The organism is Streptomyces sp. NBC_00038 (assembly GCF_026343635.1).
Lineage (GTDB): Bacteria > Actinomycetota > Actinomycetes > Streptomycetales > Streptomycetaceae > Streptomyces.
On the sequence record NZ_JAPELQ010000001.1, the window covers coordinates 8,297,032 to 8,312,663 of the forward strand.

Genomic DNA, 15,632 nt, shown 5'->3' on the forward strand with positions numbered 1-15,632 from the left:
CGCCCTTGTCTCTAGTACGGCTGCGGCTCAATTCCCGGTGCGGTGCGGGACGTTAACCTTCGGCTAAGGCTTCGGCAAGGGGTTGGACGAAGGCTGTTCGAAGTGTTGTGCCGGGTTCGGGATACCGGACGTGCGGGCCCCCGGAGACGGGAGACCGTTTGCGCTGCGGGGGCTACTTGCGCTTGGCGGGCCGCTGGCCGACCGACTGGAGCGCCCCTTCCAGGGCGAACGTCGCGGCTCCCAGGCAGACCGGATCGGTCGGAACGGGGGAGAGGACGATTTCGGTGGCCGCGAACGGGCGCTTCAGCGCATGCCGGGCGACGGCCTCGCGGACCTCGACCAGCAGCGGTTCGCCGAGCGTCGCCGCGACCCAGCTGCTGAGCACGACCACCTCGGGGTTGAGGAGGTTCACCAGGTCGGAGATCCCGGCACCGAGGTAACGGGCGGTGTCGCGCACGACCTTGAGGGCCACCGGGTCCTGGGCTGCGACACCACGGGCGAGCGCATCGATCGTCGCGGTCTGGTCCTCGGGGTGCAGCAGTGCGCTGCCCGGGCTCAACTCCCGCAGGTTCAGCATGATTCCGGGCGCCCCGACATACGTCTCCACGCACCCGTGGTTCCCGCAGTGGCACAGCCGGCCGTCGAGGACCAGCGTCGTATGGCCCCACTCGCCCGCGCTGTTGCTGACCCCGCGGTGCACCCCGCCGCCGAGTACGAGCCCGGCCCCGACCCCCGTACCGAGGTTGACGACCACGGCGTCCCCGCGCCCACGGGCCGCGCCGAACCACAGCTCGGCGACCGCGCAGGCGCGCAGCGGATTGTCGAGGTGCAGGGGGTAGGCGATGTGCTCGGCGAGCAGGTCGAGCAGCGGCACGTCGTGCCAGTCCCAGTTCGGGGCGTACTCGCACACCCCGTCCTCGCGGTCGACCTGGCCCGGCACGCTCACGCCGACGCCGAGGACGCGCGCGCCCTCGATCCCGGCCTGCGTGACCACCGAGCCGACGGCCGCCGCGACATGCCCGACGACCTGCTCCGGACGGCTCTCACCGGGGCGCATGTCCTCGGTGGCGCGGGCGAGCACGTTCAGCGCGAGGTCGAACAGCTCCACGCGTACGTACGTCTCCGCGATGTCGACGCCGATCAACGCGCCCCCCGACGCGTTGACGGCCACGAGTCCCCGCGGGCGGCCACCCGCGGAGTCCTCGAACCCGACCTCGGTCAGCATCCGAAGGTCGAGCAGCTCACCGACGAGCGTGGCGACGGTGGCCAGGCTGAGCCCGGTGGCCGCCGCCAACTCCTGCCGGGAGGTGGGCGATCGGGCGATGATCTGGCGCAGGACCTCATAGCGGTTCGCGGTGCGGATGTCGCGTGATGTGCCGCGCTTCATTGAGCTCCCCTCGGATCCCAGCGCCCATGCCGAGGCTCGCAAGACTCGGCGCAGCGCAAGGCTATGGTCTGGGACGGACTTTCGACAAGGGGTTAGGAAATGGGGTGTAGAAAGTCCCCCACGAAGGCGTTGGTGAACTTGCCCGCGGGGTCGAGCGCCTGGGCCAGCGCCCCGAAGTCACCCGCCCGCGGGTACCGTTCGCGCAGCACCGCCGACGGCACGGCGAACACCTTGCCCCAGTGCGGCCGTGCGTCGAAGACGTCGAGCGCCGCCTCGACCCGCCGCACCACCGGCAGCACGGCCGCGGTGTCCTCGACCCAGGTGAAGTGCAGGGCGACCGTGTCCCGCCCGTACGCCGGGCTCAGCCACTGGCGGTCGGCGGCGACGGTCCGCACCTCGCAGACCTGGAGCACCGGCGCGATCGTCTCGCGGATCGCGTCGAGCGCGTGCAGCGCCGACAGGGCGTCCGCGCGCGGCAGCAGATACTCGGACTGGAGCTCGGCCCCGCTGCTCGGGGTGAACTCGGCCCGAAAATGCGGGAGTCGCTCATGCCAGGGGCCCGGGACGCCGAACTGCTGGGTGCAGTTGCGTGCGGGCATCCCCGGCACGGGGTGCGCGGCCTCGGTGGCGGGCTCGGCCCACGGGAACCCGGGGAACGGCTGGTCGGTGCGCCGCTTGAGCCACACCTGCCTGAAGCCCGGCCGCCCCCAGTCGGTGAAGAGACTCACGCTGTACGCCGACGCCGCCACCGCCTCGAAGTCCAGCCCCTCCAGGGGGAGTTCGTCGAACACGTGCTGACTCACCTCGAAGTCCGGCTCCAGGTCGAGGGTGAGCGCGGTGACGACACCGAGTGCGCCCAGCGAGGTCACGGCACCGTCGAAGCGGTCGTCGCCCCGGGCGATCGTCACCGTCGAGCCGTCCGCCGTGACCAGCTCGACCTCGCGTACGGCGGAGGCCAGCGAACCGTTCGTGACCCCCGAGCCATGGGTGCCGGTCGCCACGGAACCCGCCACGGAGATGTGCGGGAGGGACGCCATGTTGTGCAGCGCGAGCCCGTGCTCGTGCACCTGGCGGGCGAGTTCGGCGTAACGGACGCCGCCCGCGACCCGTACCGTACGGGCCGTCGTGTCGACGTCCACCGCCGGGGGCAGCGCGGTCAGCGAGAGCAGTACGCCGTCGTCGCCCGGCTCGGCGATCTCGTTGAACGAGTGCCCGCTGCCCAGCACACGCACCTTCCGGCTGTCCGCCACCAGCGTCGCGAGTGCGGCCGGCGAGCTCGGCCGGTGCAGCTCCTTGGCCGTGTACGTGATGTTGCCGGCCCAGTTGGTCAGGGTCTCGGTCATCCCTGTGGTCCCTCCCCGGGAAGTCGCCGTCCGCCGCGGCCGGTGTGGTGGCCACCGAGGGAACGTACCTTGCCCGGGCTTGGTACCTCATGGGCGGTCCGGGACGTGCCGTCCCAGGGGCGGTCCGCCGAGCCGCGGGCGTCGCCCGCAGGCGCGCGATTTCGGTCACGGTGATCGCTCGCCGCCCCGTCCATTGACCCTCCCGCGCGGCGACAACTACCGTAGAGACCGGTTGCTATCCATGAAGTCGCCGAGCCGGAAGGTCGCCTCCTTGTCCGAGCGTCCGTTGGCCTTGTTCGCCATGACCGCCCAGAACGTGCCGCAGATTTTCCCGCCGGAGGTCCTGGCCCGTCTGCGCGACTCCGTAGAAATCGATCCCACTCTGGTGGCCGAGAACTTCACCGACCCCCGGGTCCGCGCGGCCCTCGCGGAGACCGAGATCCTGATCACCGGATGGGGCTGCCCGCCCCTCGACGAAGCCACCCTGGACGCCGCACCGAAGCTGCGCGCCGTGCTCCACGCCGCGGGCTCCGTCAAGAGCCTCACCACACCCTCGGTCTGGGAACGCGGACTCGCCGTGTCCTCGGCGGCCGCCGCCAATGCGCTGCCCGTCGCCGAGTACACCCTCGCCATGATCCTGCTCGCCGGTAAGGACCTCTTCGCGCACCGGGACCGTCTCCGCTCCCGACGCGGCTTCCCTTACGGGGAGATCATCCCCGGCATCGGCAACTTCGGCCGCCGCGTGGGCGTCGTCGGAGCCTCCCGCATCGGCAGGCGTCTCATCGAACTGCTGCGCCCCTTCGACCTAGTGGTGAGCCTCGCCGATCCGTACGTCGACGAGGCCGGGGCCGCCGCGCTGGGTGTTCCGCTGCTGCCGCTCGACGACCTGCTCGGCGGCAGTGACGTCGTCACCGTCCACGCCCCGGAGACCCCCGAGACGCTCCACCTGATCGGCCGCCGCGAGCTCGCCCTGATGCCGGCCGGGGCGGTCCTCGTCAACACCTCGCGCGGGTCGCTCGTCGATCACGACGCGCTGATCGACGAACTGCGTACCGGACGGCTCAGCGCGGTCCTCGACGTCACCGCCCCCGAGCCGCTGCCGGCCGACTCCCCGCTGTACGACCTTCCGAACGCCTTCATCACCCCGCACCTCGCGGGTTCACAGGGCAACGAGGTCGCCCGGCTGGGGCTCACCGTCGTGGACGAGATCGAACGGCTGTTGTCCGGGCGGGAGTTGGCCTTTTCGGTCGACCGTGAGGCGCTGTCCCGGGCCGCGTGACGGTCCTCGGGTTCCGGCCGGAGTCGTAGGGATCCCGGCCGGAGTCATCGGGATCCCGGCCGGAAGGCGCCCGCTCTCGATCTGCGAATACCGTTGTTCGTGGTCGCTCTCGCAACTAATAACGTCCATCCATGGTCACGTGGATGCGATATCGGTAGCATCCGCCCATGATGTACAGCCGCCGCCTGCCCGAATCCGACCTCACCCGCCACAGCCGCCTGCGTGAACAGGGCAGCCTCGATCGCGCCGACCTCGACGCGATCCTCGACGCGGGGTTCCTCTGTCATCTCGGAGTGATCGTCGACGGGCGCCCGCTGGTCGTACCGACCGTCTACGGGCGGGACGAGCGGCAGCTGTACGTCCACGGTTCGGTGGCCAGCCGCAGCCTCGCGGCCGACAGCCCGGTCTGTGTCACGGTCACGCACATCGACGGGCTCGTACTCGCCCGGTCCGTGTTCGAGCACGGCGTGAACTACCGGAGCGCGATGATCCACGGCGTGCCGCGAAAAGTCACCGACCCGGCGGAGAAGCTCGAAGGCCTGCGGCGGCTCACCGAACACGCCACGCCAGGTCAGTGGGACTACGCGCGAAGGCCCAGCCGCAAGGAGCTGGCGGCCACCACCCTGCTCGCGCTGTCCCTCGAAGAGGCCTCGGTGAAGATCCGTACCGGCGCCCCGGACGACGGGGACGGGCCCGACGCCGGTCTCGGCCTGTGGGCCGGAACCCTGCCGCTGACCGCCGCCTGGGGCACGCCCGAGCCCGATCCCCTGCTGGCCCCGGACCTCGCGGCTCCGGCACACATCGCGCGGCGCGAGGGGACCCGGCACGGCTGACGCGCAGGCAGGGGCATACCGTGAGGAGTCGAGCACGGGGCTCGAACACTGAGCCCGGGGTGAGCCGGGAGCGAGGAGATCGGGATGGGCGGCAGCCGTACCGCGCTGGTCGAGGATCTGATGGAACGGTTCCCGCACGTGCCGCGGGAAGCCGTCTTCAAGGAGGACCTGCTCCGGGGAGGTGTCGCCTTCGACGCGTCGGCTCTCTCCGACAACGAGGGCGGCGACGTCAAGCCGAAGTCGTACTTCATCTTCTCCTTCGACCACGGCACCCTGCCCGAGCTGGGCGAGGCCGCGCTCAGGCGCCCGCCCGAGGAGATCATCCTCACCGGCGGCCCGTACGACCTGCGCCGCACCGTCGTGTCCGTACGCGTGAACCCGTCCTCGCCGTACCGCGTGGCCGCCGACGAGGACGGCGTGCTCGGGCTCTACCTCGACGGGAAGCGGATCTCCGACGTCGGCGTACCGCCGATGCCCGAGTACTACAAGCACACCCTCTCCAACGGGAAGTCCGTGATGGAGGTGGCCCCGACCATCCAGTGGGGCTACCTGATCTACCTCACCGTCTTCCGCGTCTGCCAGTACTTCGGTGCCAAGGAGGAGTGCCAGTACTGCGACATCAACCACAACTGGCGCCAGCACAAGGCGGCGGGGCGCCCGTACACCGGCGTGAAGGACGTGGACGAGGTCCTCGAAGCGCTGGAGATCATCGACCGGTACGACACCGCCAAGGCGTCCACCGCGTACACGCTGACCGGCGGCGCGATCACCTCGAAGCTCCAGGGCCGTGACGAGGCCGACTTCTACGGCATGTACGCCAAGGCCATCGAGGAGCACTTCCCGGGCCGCTGGATCGGCAAGGTCGTGGCACAGGCGCTGCCGAAGGACGACGTACAGCGCTTCAAGGACTACGGCGTGCAGATCTACCACCCCAACTACGAGGTGTGGGACGAGTACCTCTTCAAGATGTACTGCCCGGGCAAGGAGCGCTACGTCGGCCGCGACGAGTGGCACAAGCGGATCCTCGACTCCGCGGAGGTCTTCGGCGCGCGCAACGTCATCCCCAACTTCGTGGCGGGCGTGGAGATGGCCGAGCCCTTCGGCTTCACCACGGTCGACGAGGCCATCGCGTCGACGACGGAGGGGCTGCGCTTCTTCATGTCGCACGGCATCACGCCCCGCTTCACCACCTGGTGCCCGGAGCCGACCACCCCGCTGGGCAAGGCCAACCCGCAAGGTGCGCCGCTGGAGTACCACATCCGCCTGCTCGAGGCCTACCGCGCGACGATGGAGGACTTCGGGCTCGCGTCGCCGCCCGGATACGGCGAACCCGGCCCGGGACGCGCGGTGTTCTCCGTCAGCTCCTTCATGGACAGCCTTCCCGCACGGGAACCCGAGACGGAGCCGGCCGGCCTGTAGTCGCGTAAACACCGCAGTCATCAACTCGCCGCCGGACCGCGGCCGGGGTAGGTCCCGGCCGCCGTCCGGCGGCTTGCGCTCGGTCATGTCACGAACCAGCCGTCACGCTGATACTTCCGCGCCTCAATTCCGTACAAGACTGTGGAAGCCAGCAAGGCCCTCGTAAGGACCCTCGCAAGGACGCAACCCCGGCCGCGCAACCGCTTACCGCTTCATTTGAATACGCGGCTTGTCAGTTGTGTGGAAACCGTGAAAGGCTCGGGCCCCGTCGTTGAGACGGACCCCAACTCCTCTGTATGACACGTGAGTTGGCATTGCCTGACTTGGCACATGGACGCAGTTGATGCAGGAGCCCCCCATGCCTGACCTGCCGACCCCCCAGGACGCTGCCGAGGCCGCGCTGTTCTCGGAGTGCTGGGACGCGGTCCTGTCGTACGCCGACCTGTGCACGTCCGGCTCCGCCGCGGCCACACAGCTGGCGACCGAGGCGTTCACCCACGGCATCCGTGAAGCGCGCGCCGCCGGTTCGGGAACGAAGGGTACCGGTCGCAGGACGGCCCGGCTGCCCCGGATTCCCTTGCTGCTGACGTCGGTTCGCACCACAGCCGCCGCCTGGGAGGAACACGGGCAGGGCCACCGGCTCGACCCCGACCTCAGGCTGTGGCTCAACTCCGAGAAGGCGGGCCGCTACACCGGGCCGCCGCTGCACCGCCCGCTGGCGCTGCGCGGCCTCCGTGACATGCAGGAACCGGACGCGGCACTGCTCTGGCTGGCCGAGGTCGAGGCACTGCCGCTGCCCGCCGTGGCCCGAAGACTCGGCCTCGACCCGGCGGCCGCGGCCGAGGAACTCGCCCAGGTACGGGCGCTGTTCAGGGACCGGTGCCATCGCAACCACCTCGACACCCCGATGGACGCCAACTGCCGCAGCTACGCCCGGCTCCTCGACGCGGTGACCCGCTCGCCCGGCGCCGAGACACCCGAGGACCTCTCGCGGCATCTCGCCCGCTGCGTGGACTGCGCGGAGGCGGCGGCCTGTCTGCGGCTGCACGGCGGCGGGCTGCCCTCGGCGCTCGCGGGCGGCGTGATCGGCTGGGGCGGCCTCGCGTATCTGGAACGGCGCCGCCGGGCGGCGGACGCCGGTCTCCTTGGCGGACGCATGGACGCGGCCGTGGACACCGGCCTTGCCGTGGGCAGGATCTCCGCGCCCCGGATCGGCCGGACCGGCCTCCTGGTCACGGCCGTCCTCGTCTCCGCGCTCGCGCTCGGGGTGACGCTGATGCCCTTCGACGACACGACGGGGACCGACACCTCGGCGGGCGGCGATTCGGTGAACCGCCTGCCCGTGGCGGACCCGGGCACCGTGCTCCCGGCGGCCACCGCCCGCCCCTCGGGCTCGCTCGCATCGCCCGACCCGTCGGAATCGGACCCCCGCACGGGGGCGACGACACCGAACCCCGATACCGAACCCCAGGGCGATTCCTCGTCCTCCGCCGACGTGACACACAAGGCGGCGGAACCCTCGAAGACCGCGTCGCCGACCTGCCAGGTCAGGTACGAGATCGTCAACCAGTGGCCGGACGGCTTCCAGGCCACCGTCAGCGTCACCTCCACCAAGGCGCTCGGCACCTGGCGGGTCTCCTGGACCTTCCAGAACGGCCAGCGGGTCACCCAGATGTGGGACAGCACCTACGTCCAGGAGGCCAATCGCGTGACCGCCACCGCCGCCGACTACAACAAGACCGTCGCCGCAGGCGGCACCTTCACCGTCGGCTTCCTCGGCTCCTGGCAGGGTGCCAACTCGGTTCCGGACGACTTCACGTTGAACGACGGGAGTTGCGCGACAGGGAGCTGACCCGGCGGCCTTGGACGATGTGATCGTGCGGGGCCGGCTGATGCCGGTCGGTCGACGGGGGCTGGGGCGCGTCGCCCCAGGCCCCGCCACAGTCACGCGTCGGCCAGCAGCACCTCCAGAGCCACCCCCGTCTCCGGATAGCGGCCGACCAGCGCCGCTCCCTGCGGACCGGGATCCGCCGGCTCCCACGCACCGTCGCAGCCCAGCAGGCCCGCCACCGCGTCGCACGTCGCGGAGTGGGCGGTGAGCAGTGCGGCGCCGCGGTTGCTGTCGGGGTGTCGTGCCGGGTGCACGGCCTCCGGCTGGGGCGGGGTCCGCCAGGGTGGGACCCATTCGTCCAGCGCTGCGAGTCGGCCGGGGAAGGTGCGGCCGGCCTCGCGGATCAGTAGGGGGGCCAGTTCGGTGCCGCTCGATCTCAGGGTGGTGATCAGGGTGGGCAGCCAGGGCAGGAGCACCGGGTCCGGCAGGCGGCCGAACGCGTTCGACACCGCTTCCACGACGAAGTCGGTGAGGCTCGGGACGGGCTCCAGGGCGTGGACGAAGCCGCTCAGATAGCGGGGGTATGCGGGCACGACCAGGGGGTTGGCAAGGAGTTCGTCGCACCTCGCTCGCAGGTCCGCGCGGGAGAGGTGTCCGAGCTGTGTCCGGGCCGCCCACAGCAGCGCGGTCCTCGACGGGTCCTGCGGGTGCGACTGGGCTACGGCCAGCTCCAGTTGGGTCCGGTCGCAGCCCAGCGACAGCGCCAGACTCTCCATGCTGAACAGGAAGCCCAGCATCGCCGCCACCTGGCGGACGGTGGCGTCCTCGTCGGTGAACGCCGTCGGCAGCAGCGTGCAGTAGTGCGCGTATCCGGCCTTCACGAAGGACTCGATCCACGGCGGCAGCACCGGCTCACTGGTGCGGTAGTACGCGAGGAGCCGCCGCACCCGGCGCAGCACCTCCGGCGCGCCGTCCACGCCGCGTTCGGCCGACAGCACTTCCAGAGCCCGGGTGCCCAGCTCGTCGGGGAGGCGGCGGCCGCGCAGGTACAGCGTCGCGTCCTCGACGGCCGCCAGGACGGTCGCGGCGGTGGCCTGCGGGCCGTACGCCGCCCGGCGCAGGCGCTGTTCCAGGACCTGTTCGATGCTGACGCCCTCGTAGCCGAGCTCGATGAGCGCACGCTGATGGGTGCCGATCGCCAGGTCCCACGACTCCTGGATCGGCCGTTCGCCGAGACTCCGCTCGCCCATGATCGGCCGCGCGGCGCCGTGCGGCATCAGGTACTTCAGCATCCACAGCACGTCGGAGCATGACCCCAGCTCCGGCTGCGCGGCCAGGTCCAGCAACGCCCGCTGCACGCCCCGCTGTTGGAGCCTCAGGTTCAGCGGCGCGAGCCGGTCGTGCACATCGCGGGCCAGCGGCGGCAGCGCGTCGTAGCCGACCTGGCCGACCCGGTCGCCGCCCATCATGATCTCCACGAGGCGGCGCACATCGCGCCGGCCCGGCACGGAGTCCTTCTCGATGCAGGTGACTGCCGCGTCCTGGAAGTCGTACGGCGTCGGCTTGGCCCGGTCGCGCATCCCGGCCAGCAGGATCGACGTCTCGAACACCGCGATGGCGTCGGCGGTGGAGGCGAGATAGCCGGCCCGGCGCGCGGCACGCACGATGTCCACCGACCAGCCGAGCAGTTCCGCCTCGTCCAGCGGGTCCAGGACCGGCTGTTGGCGCAGGAAGCCGGTCAGCCTGTCCGAGGGCGGGACGGCCGACGATACGGGGGCCGCGGCGGCGGTCTTCCTGGAGCGCGCCTTCTTCACGCCCGCCTGTCCCGTCAGGCGGTACGGCTCCACGCGCGTGCGCCCGAGGTTCTTCGCCCATTGCGTCGCGGCGATCGACACCGAACCGGCGGCGAGGCCGAACTGCGCCTCGATCGCCGCGTGGCTCGACGGAATCAGGCCGTGCTGCCACTTGGTGGCACTGCGGGGACCGATCTCGAAGGTGTCGGTGCCGTGGACGCCGAACTCCGCGACGCGGCTGGCCGCGTGGAAGGCGCCGCACACGTAGAGGCAGTCCGCGGCATCTGCGCCGGACGCGGCGAGGTGCTCGCGCATCCGGGTCCACATGTAGCGCTCGCGGTCCTCGTCCACGCGCACCCGGTGCGGGTCGCCGGGTGCGAGACGCCGGAAGAGGCTGCCGATCAGCAGCATGACCTGGCGGTAGGTGTCGTGGTCGCTGTCGCCGAGCGGCAGTTCGACGTACTGGTGCCACCACTCCGACCAGTGCCGCACCCTGCCGTGCCGCAGCAGGTGCTCCTCCAGTTCGGCGAAGCGCGGCCGCAGGTCGCCGATCTCCACGCCGACCGCGTCGCCGTGCAGCGCGGCCTCCTCCTCGGCGGGCGGTGCGTCCGGATCGGCCGGCCCGGCGTCCTCCGTACCGCGCGCATCCCACTGGTAGACGTGGTCCGAGGAACGGTCGACCAGGACCAGTTCGACGCCCGGGGTGTCCAGTGCGTAGGCGATCGCCTGGTACTCGGCCGAGGCCTCGGTGATCGGGGCGACCACCGACAGCGGAGACCACTCGGCGGGGAAGCCGTCGACCTCGGTCGCGAAGGCCTGGACCGCCACCGGGAGCCTGCAGTTGCGCAGTTCGGTGAGCAGCGGTGCCATGTCCTCGCACAGCTCCAGGTAGACGACCTTCGGCTGCTTCTCACGCAGGCGGCGGGCCATCGCGAGCGCCGAGGCGGGCGAGTGGTGGCAGACGGGGAAGATCTCCAGCGGCTCGCGCACCGCGCGGTCGACGTCCTCGACGATGCCGAGGAGGATGCCCTCCAGGGCGCCCGGCCCGTCGGCGAACTCCGTGGCCGCTTCCTGGAGTTGGGTGCGCAGCGCGGTGAAAGTGCCCTCGCTCATGACAGGGTGGCGATCGCGTCGCGGCCGCCCTCCAGGAACTCCGGCCAGGAGCCGCCCTCTTCCTTGCTGCGCGGCTCGACGACGCCGTGCAGGTACTTGTTGAGGATGGCCAGGTCCTCGGGTTCGCGCCGGGCCAGCGACCCGACGAGCGAGGAGGCCAGCGCGCGGGCGGTCAGGGCGCGTTCGCCGAAGAAGTTGCCGTGCAGGATCGCGTCCTCGAGCACGCCGATCTGCTCGGCGGTGGACAGCGCCGACTCCAGCTTCTCGTCGTCGCTGCCGGCCGCGGACGCCGAGGCGCGCAGGTCGGCGAAGCTCTGCAGCAGCACGTCGAGCAGCGTCGGCGGCACCTCCAGCTCGATCTGGTGGCGGCGCAGCAGCTCCTCGGTGCGGAAGCGGACGATCTCCGCCTCGCTCTTCTTGTTCGTCACCACCGGGATGCGGACGAAGTTGAAGCGGCGCTTGAGCGCCGACGACAAGTCGTTGACGCCCCGGTCGCGGCTGTTGGCGGTGGCGATGATCGAGAAACCGGGCTTGGCGAAGACGATGCTGTCGCTGTCGAGTTCGGGAACCGAGACGTACTTCTCGGACAGGATCGAGATCAGCGCGTCCTGGACGTCGCTGGTGGAGCGGGTGAGCTCCTCGAAACGGCCGATCGCGCCGGTCTCCATCGCGGTCATGATCGGCGAGGGGATCATCGACTCCCGCGACTGGCCCTTGGCGATGACCATGGACACGTTCCAGGAGTACTTGATGTGGTCCTCGGTGGTGCCGGCCGTCCCCTGCACGACCAGCGTGGAGTTGCGGCTGATCGCGGCGGCCAGCAGCTCGGCCAGCCAGCTCTTGCCGGTGCCGGGGTCGCCGATGAGCAGCAGACCGCGGTCGGAGGCCAGCGTGACGATGGAGCGCTCGACGAGACTGCGGTCACCGAACCACTTCTGCGCGATCTCCCGGTCCAGGCCGTCGGAGCGCTCGGAACCCAGGACGAACAGCCGGATCATCTTCGGCGACAGCCGCCAGGAGAAGGGCTTGGGGTTGTCGTCGACGGACTCCAGCCAGTCCAGCTCCTCGGCGTACTTGATCTCGGCGGGGGCGCGCAACAGGTCGGACATGCAAGGGCCTTTCTGGGCGTGAAAAGTCTTGGGAGGGACACGTCTGAGGCGTGTGAAGTGCTAGGTGAGGAACGTCTTGAGCTCGTGGACGAGCTTGCGGATGTGCCCGGAGAGCACCGGCGTGCCGAGGGTCTTGAAGCGCTCCCGGAACCAGGGGTTGACCTCCTGGCGGCCGGAGCTGGTCACCGATCCGACCGGGATGAACTTCACCCCGGAGCGGTGAACCGCCTCGATGCCTTCGAACAGCGGCTGGGAGCGGTCGAATTCGTAGAAGTCCGAGATCCACACCATCACGGTGTTCCGCGGCTCCGTGATCTTCGGGCGGGCCATGGCCATCGCGACGGGTCCGTCGTTGCCGCCGCCGAGCTTGGTGCGCAGCAGGGTCTCGAAGGGGTCGTGCACCCAGGGTGTGAGGTCGAGCGCCTGTGTGTCGTACGCGATCAGGTGGACGTCGACCTTCGGCAGTCCGGCGAAGATCGACGCCAGGATCGTGCAGTTCACCATCGAGTCGACCATCGAGCCCGACTGGTCCACGACGACGATCAGCCGCTGGGGCATCGTCTTGCGGGCGGTGTGCCGGTAGTAGAGGCGGTCGACGTACAACCGCTCCTCCTCCGGGCTCCAGTTGGTGAGGTTCTTCCAGATCGTGCGGTCGAGGTCGAGATTGCGGTACACCCGCTTGGGCGGGACGGAGCGGTCCAGGTCGCCTGCCGTCGCCTTCTCCACCTGGGTGCGCAGCACTTCGGCGACGTCGTCGACGAAACGGCGGATCAAGGACTTGGCGTTGGCCAGGGCGACGCCGGAGAGATTGCTCTTGTCCCGCAGCAGCTGCTCGATCAGCGACATGCTCGGGGTCAGCTTCGCGGCGAGCTTGGGGTCGGCCAGCACCTCGCGCAGATGCATCCGCTTGACGAGGCCGGCCTCGATGGCGCCGAGTTCGGGGCCGATACCCGGGATCAGCAGGCTGCCCGCTCCGGCACCTCCGCCCCCGCGGCCGCCGCGCAGTTCGCCGGGCCGGCAGCCGAGCGCGCGCTCCAGCCATCCCGCGTCGGACTGCCAGCGGGCCAGCTGCCCGGCGGTGACCGTGCCGGAACCGGAGGCGAAGACGTTGAGCAGCACCTTCGACACCAGTGCCGCGCGCCGTACTTCGGCGGCCCGGTCGCGGGCACCCTCCACTGCTTCGGTGTCGGTGTCGGGCGCCATCAGACCGTCGAACTCGGCGGCCAGCTCCGGATGGCGCTGCACGATCGAGTCGATGGAGGCCCCGGGGTCCAGCAACGCGGGCGGCAGACCGAGGTCCTCGACGACGGCGAGGCTCCCCGATTCCAGGGCAGGCTGCTCCTCGTGGTCGAAGAGGCGGGCGAGGAGCCGCCAGTACTGGATCTGCCGGCGGTTCTCCTCGGAGTCCGCCCCGGGTGTGTGTCCGGTCGTCTGTCCGGTCGTCTGCTCGGTCATTTCCGCAGCAGCCTTCCCGCGCGCTCGCGCAGCACCGTGACGGCGTCGGTGGCGGCCTTCTCGGCCTTGACGGCGGCCTTGTCGGTCGTGCCTCCGGCCCACGCCCCGGCGTGGATCGCAAGGGCCTTCTTCCGCACGGTCGTCTCGACGGCGAGCGGCTGGACGCGATACCTCCCGGCGTCCCAGCGGAGCAGGCCGATACAAGCGCTCGACCCCGCGACGGCTTCCGGTGTCAGCGGTCCGGCGGCCGGTATGCGGTCGGTGTCGACGGCGAGGGGTTGTCCGGCGACGGTGAAGGTCAGAGCATTGCCGCCGTTCGCATTCCCCTCGCTCTTTTCGCTCTTCTCGATGGTGTAGCCCTCCAGGAACACCGGTAGGGCGATGCGCGCCGGGTGCCGGTCCAGCGGTGCGGTTGCCGTGTCGGTGGCGGTCGGCAGGGCGACGCGGGCGGTGACGAAGGCGTCGGCGGGCTCACCCGGGCGGGCGTGTTCGTCGCTCCAGAGGAGGTCGCCCTCGGCGGTCACCGGCATGTCGGTGAGGCTCATCGAGCGGCCTTCGCCGGCGGCCGCCAGCAGTGACATGTGGGGGCGGAGCAGCTGCCAGACACCGGCTCCGACGACGGTGTCCGGTTTCGGCACCGAGACGCCGGCCCGCACCAGGCGGGGCGCGGTGCCGTCGGCGGGCTCGAACACCGCGTGGACCTGCGCCTGCGCGGAGGTCGCGTGTTCCCGCAGGTCGATGCCCAAGGGCAGCAGGCGGCCGGTGGCGGTACCGGTCGGGGGCGCGTCGGCGGCGGCGGGCAGCGTCAGGAGCATCGCCCGCGACCACAGGTCGCCCCAGCGGCGGGCCGGGATCCTTTCCAGGGTCGCGCCGGGGCAGGACGCGGCGAGTTCGGCGGAGAACCCGTCGAGCAGGGTCGCCAGGCGGCGCAGGGCCGGGTCGGGCAGCATCGCGGAGACGACCTGCGCCGCTCCTGAGACCACCTCGTGGTCGATGCCCTGCCAGCCGGCGCGCGCGAGATCGGACAGCCAGGAGCGGGCGGCGGCGAGCAGGTTCACGGCCTGCCGTTCGGCGGGCGCCGGGGGCGTCATCTCGCCGCGGGTACGACCTGTCACCTCGTCGAGGCGGCTCGCGAGGGCGTCGTGGACGGAGCCGAGGAGTGCGGTGCGGGCGGCGGCGAGGGCGACGAAGTGGTCCTCGCTCGCGACTCCGGACGCCGCCTTCTCGGCCGCCTCGGCGACCCTGGACGCGAGCGGTGTGCCCGCGACGGAGTGGGCCAGCTCCGTCAGGCCGGCCACCTGCGCGGGCTGCGGGCGGAGCAGACCACCGACGAGAGCCCGGTCGAAGGCGTCCACGGCCGCCAGCGCTTCGTCGAGGCCGTCGGGCTCGCCGAGCCCGACTCCGGGTTCGGCTCCGGGGAGCGGGTCGACGTCCTCGCCCGCGCTCGGACCGAGCTCGCGGGGAGACGCACTCACCCTGGTCGGCGGGAACCACTGCATCTCCGGCAACGGCGCGGTGGTCGGGGCGAGTTCCAGGTAGGCCAGGTGGCGCAGGAACCGGCTGAAGACCGGAGCCGCTGCCTTGGTGTCCGCCTGCGGCGGCCGGGCGCCGGTCATGTCGGCGGCTATCGTCAGCGCGCTCGGCTCCCCGCTCACGGTCTCGACCCTCAGATAGCGGGCGACGCGCTCGGCGCCGTACTGGAGCACGGCCTCGGTGATCAGAGCCCGGATGTGATTGCAGAACGCGCCCCGCGCGCCGCCGCACGGCCGGTTGTTGTTGGTGCTGCAGGCGAACGCGTAGTCACCGGCCGCGACCGACGAGACGTAGACCCGCTCGATGTCCGAGCCGCTGGACACCACACCCTGCAGGCGTCCGTCGGCCAGTTCGACGAACGGGACCTTGGCGAGCTTGCGCGGTCGTGCGGGTGCGGTCACCCGTGCCGTGCTCGACCTCTCCCAAGCTGACAACGCACCATCTCCTATGCACCCGTGGGGACTTCCCCGCCACACCGGCGGGGCACGAATGAACATAGTGGCGACCACTGACAACGCCGGGCGGGCGCCGAGGCCT

Annotated in this window: 10 protein-coding genes and 1 pseudogene; 4 read left to right on the forward strand and 7 right to left on the reverse strand. The window is 71.0% G+C overall.

Going from position 1 to position 15,632, the window contains the following annotated elements; genetic code table 11:
- Window positions 1–172: 172 nt before the first annotated feature.
- Together OG219_RS37405 and OG219_RS37410 are read right to left on the reverse strand one after the other, a co-directional pair.
- Window positions 173–1,387 carry an ROK family protein gene (locus OG219_RS37405; protein WP_266834170.1) on the reverse strand — a complete coding sequence of 405 codons (1,215 nt, stop codon included), beginning with the start codon at window positions 1,385–1,387 and terminating at the stop codon, window positions 173–175.
- 92 nt (window positions 1,388–1,479) lie between these two features.
- On the reverse strand, window positions 1,480–2,730 hold the full coding sequence (locus OG219_RS37410; protein ID WP_266834172.1) for an FAD-binding protein: 1,251 nt from the start codon (window positions 2,728–2,730) through the stop codon (window positions 1,480–1,482).
- Between the two features lie 271 nt (window positions 2,731–3,001).
- Here OG219_RS37410 and OG219_RS37415 point away from each other — a divergent pair, with 271 nt between their 5' ends.
- The 4 genes from OG219_RS37415 to OG219_RS37430 all read left to right on the forward strand — a co-directional run bounded on the left by OG219_RS37415 (window position 3,002) and on the right by OG219_RS37430 (window position 8,113).
- Complete coding sequence (locus OG219_RS37415; RefSeq protein WP_266834174.1) at window positions 3,002–4,009, forward strand: hydroxyacid dehydrogenase; 1,008 nt, start codon at window positions 3,002–3,004, stop codon at window positions 4,007–4,009.
- 170 nt (window positions 4,010–4,179) lie between these two features.
- The gene (locus tag OG219_RS37420; protein WP_266836361.1) at window positions 4,180–4,842 is read left to right on the forward strand and encodes a pyridoxamine 5'-phosphate oxidase family protein; all 663 of its coding nucleotides are present in this window, start codon (window positions 4,180–4,182) and stop codon (window positions 4,840–4,842) included.
- A gap of 84 nt (window positions 4,843–4,926) precedes the next feature.
- Window positions 4,927–6,261 (forward strand): radical SAM protein, encoded by a 1,335-nt coding sequence (locus tag OG219_RS37425; RefSeq protein WP_266834176.1) that lies wholly within the window; start codon window positions 4,927–4,929, stop codon window positions 6,259–6,261.
- Between the two features lie 358 nt (window positions 6,262–6,619).
- On the forward strand, window positions 6,620–8,113 hold the full coding sequence (locus OG219_RS37430) for a cellulose-binding domain-containing protein (protein ID WP_266834178.1): 1,494 nt from the start codon (window positions 6,620–6,622) through the stop codon (window positions 8,111–8,113).
- A 92-nt stretch (window positions 8,114–8,205) separates the two neighbouring features.
- Here OG219_RS37430 and OG219_RS37435 read toward each other — a convergent pair whose 3' ends face one another.
- From OG219_RS37435 to OG219_RS37455, 5 genes and pseudogenes are all read right to left on the reverse strand, one after another.
- Window positions 8,206–10,998 carry a DUF5682 family protein gene (locus tag OG219_RS37435; RefSeq protein WP_266834180.1) on the reverse strand — a complete coding sequence of 931 codons (2,793 nt, stop codon included), beginning with the start codon at window positions 10,996–10,998 and terminating at the stop codon, window positions 8,206–8,208.
- Window positions 10,995–12,107: an AAA family ATPase gene (locus OG219_RS37440; protein WP_266834182.1), complete on the reverse strand. Its 1,113-nt coding sequence runs from the start codon at window positions 12,105–12,107 to the stop codon at window positions 10,995–10,997. Before OG219_RS37440 ends, OG219_RS37435 begins: the two co-directional genes overlap by 4 nt.
- Before the next feature lie 60 nt (window positions 12,108–12,167).
- Window positions 12,168–13,562 carry a VWA domain-containing protein gene (locus OG219_RS37445; protein ID WP_266834184.1) on the reverse strand — a complete coding sequence of 465 codons (1,395 nt, stop codon included), beginning with the start codon at window positions 13,560–13,562 and terminating at the stop codon, window positions 12,168–12,170.
- Entirely contained in the window at window positions 13,559–14,926 is a 1,368-nt protein-coding gene (locus tag OG219_RS37450) for a hypothetical protein (RefSeq protein WP_266836362.1), read from the reverse strand. The genes OG219_RS37445 and OG219_RS37450 overlap by 4 nt, the downstream gene beginning before the upstream one ends.
- 102 nt (window positions 14,927–15,028) lie before the next feature.
- A pseudogene (locus OG219_RS37455) lies at window positions 15,029–15,592 on the reverse strand (hypothetical protein); the annotation flags it as partial.
- Window positions 15,593–15,632: the final 40 nt, after the last annotated feature.

Coding starts and splice junctions, on each gene's coding strand:
- OG219_RS37445 (WP_266834184.1), bottom strand. CDS start 13,562: ATGACCGAGCAGACGACCGGACAGACGACCGGACACACACCCGGGGCG.
- OG219_RS37420 (WP_266836361.1), top strand. CDS start 4,180: ATGTACAGCCGCCGCCTGCCCGAATCCGACCTCACCCGCCACAGCCGC.
- OG219_RS37435 (WP_266834180.1), bottom strand. CDS start 10,998: ATGAGCGAGGGCACTTTCACCGCGCTGCGCACCCAACTCCAGGAAGCG.
- OG219_RS37440 (WP_266834182.1), bottom strand. CDS start 12,107: ATGTCCGACCTGTTGCGCGCCCCCGCCGAGATCAAGTACGCCGAGGAG.
- OG219_RS37430 (WP_266834178.1), top strand. CDS start 6,620: ATGCCTGACCTGCCGACCCCCCAGGACGCTGCCGAGGCCGCGCTGTTC.
- OG219_RS37410 (WP_266834172.1), bottom strand. CDS start 2,730: ATGACCGAGACCCTGACCAACTGGGCCGGCAACATCACGTACACGGCC.
- OG219_RS37425 (WP_266834176.1), top strand. CDS start 4,927: ATGGGCGGCAGCCGTACCGCGCTGGTCGAGGATCTGATGGAACGGTTC.
- OG219_RS37405 (WP_266834170.1), bottom strand. CDS start 1,387: ATGAAGCGCGGCACATCACGCGACATCCGCACCGCGAACCGCTATGAG.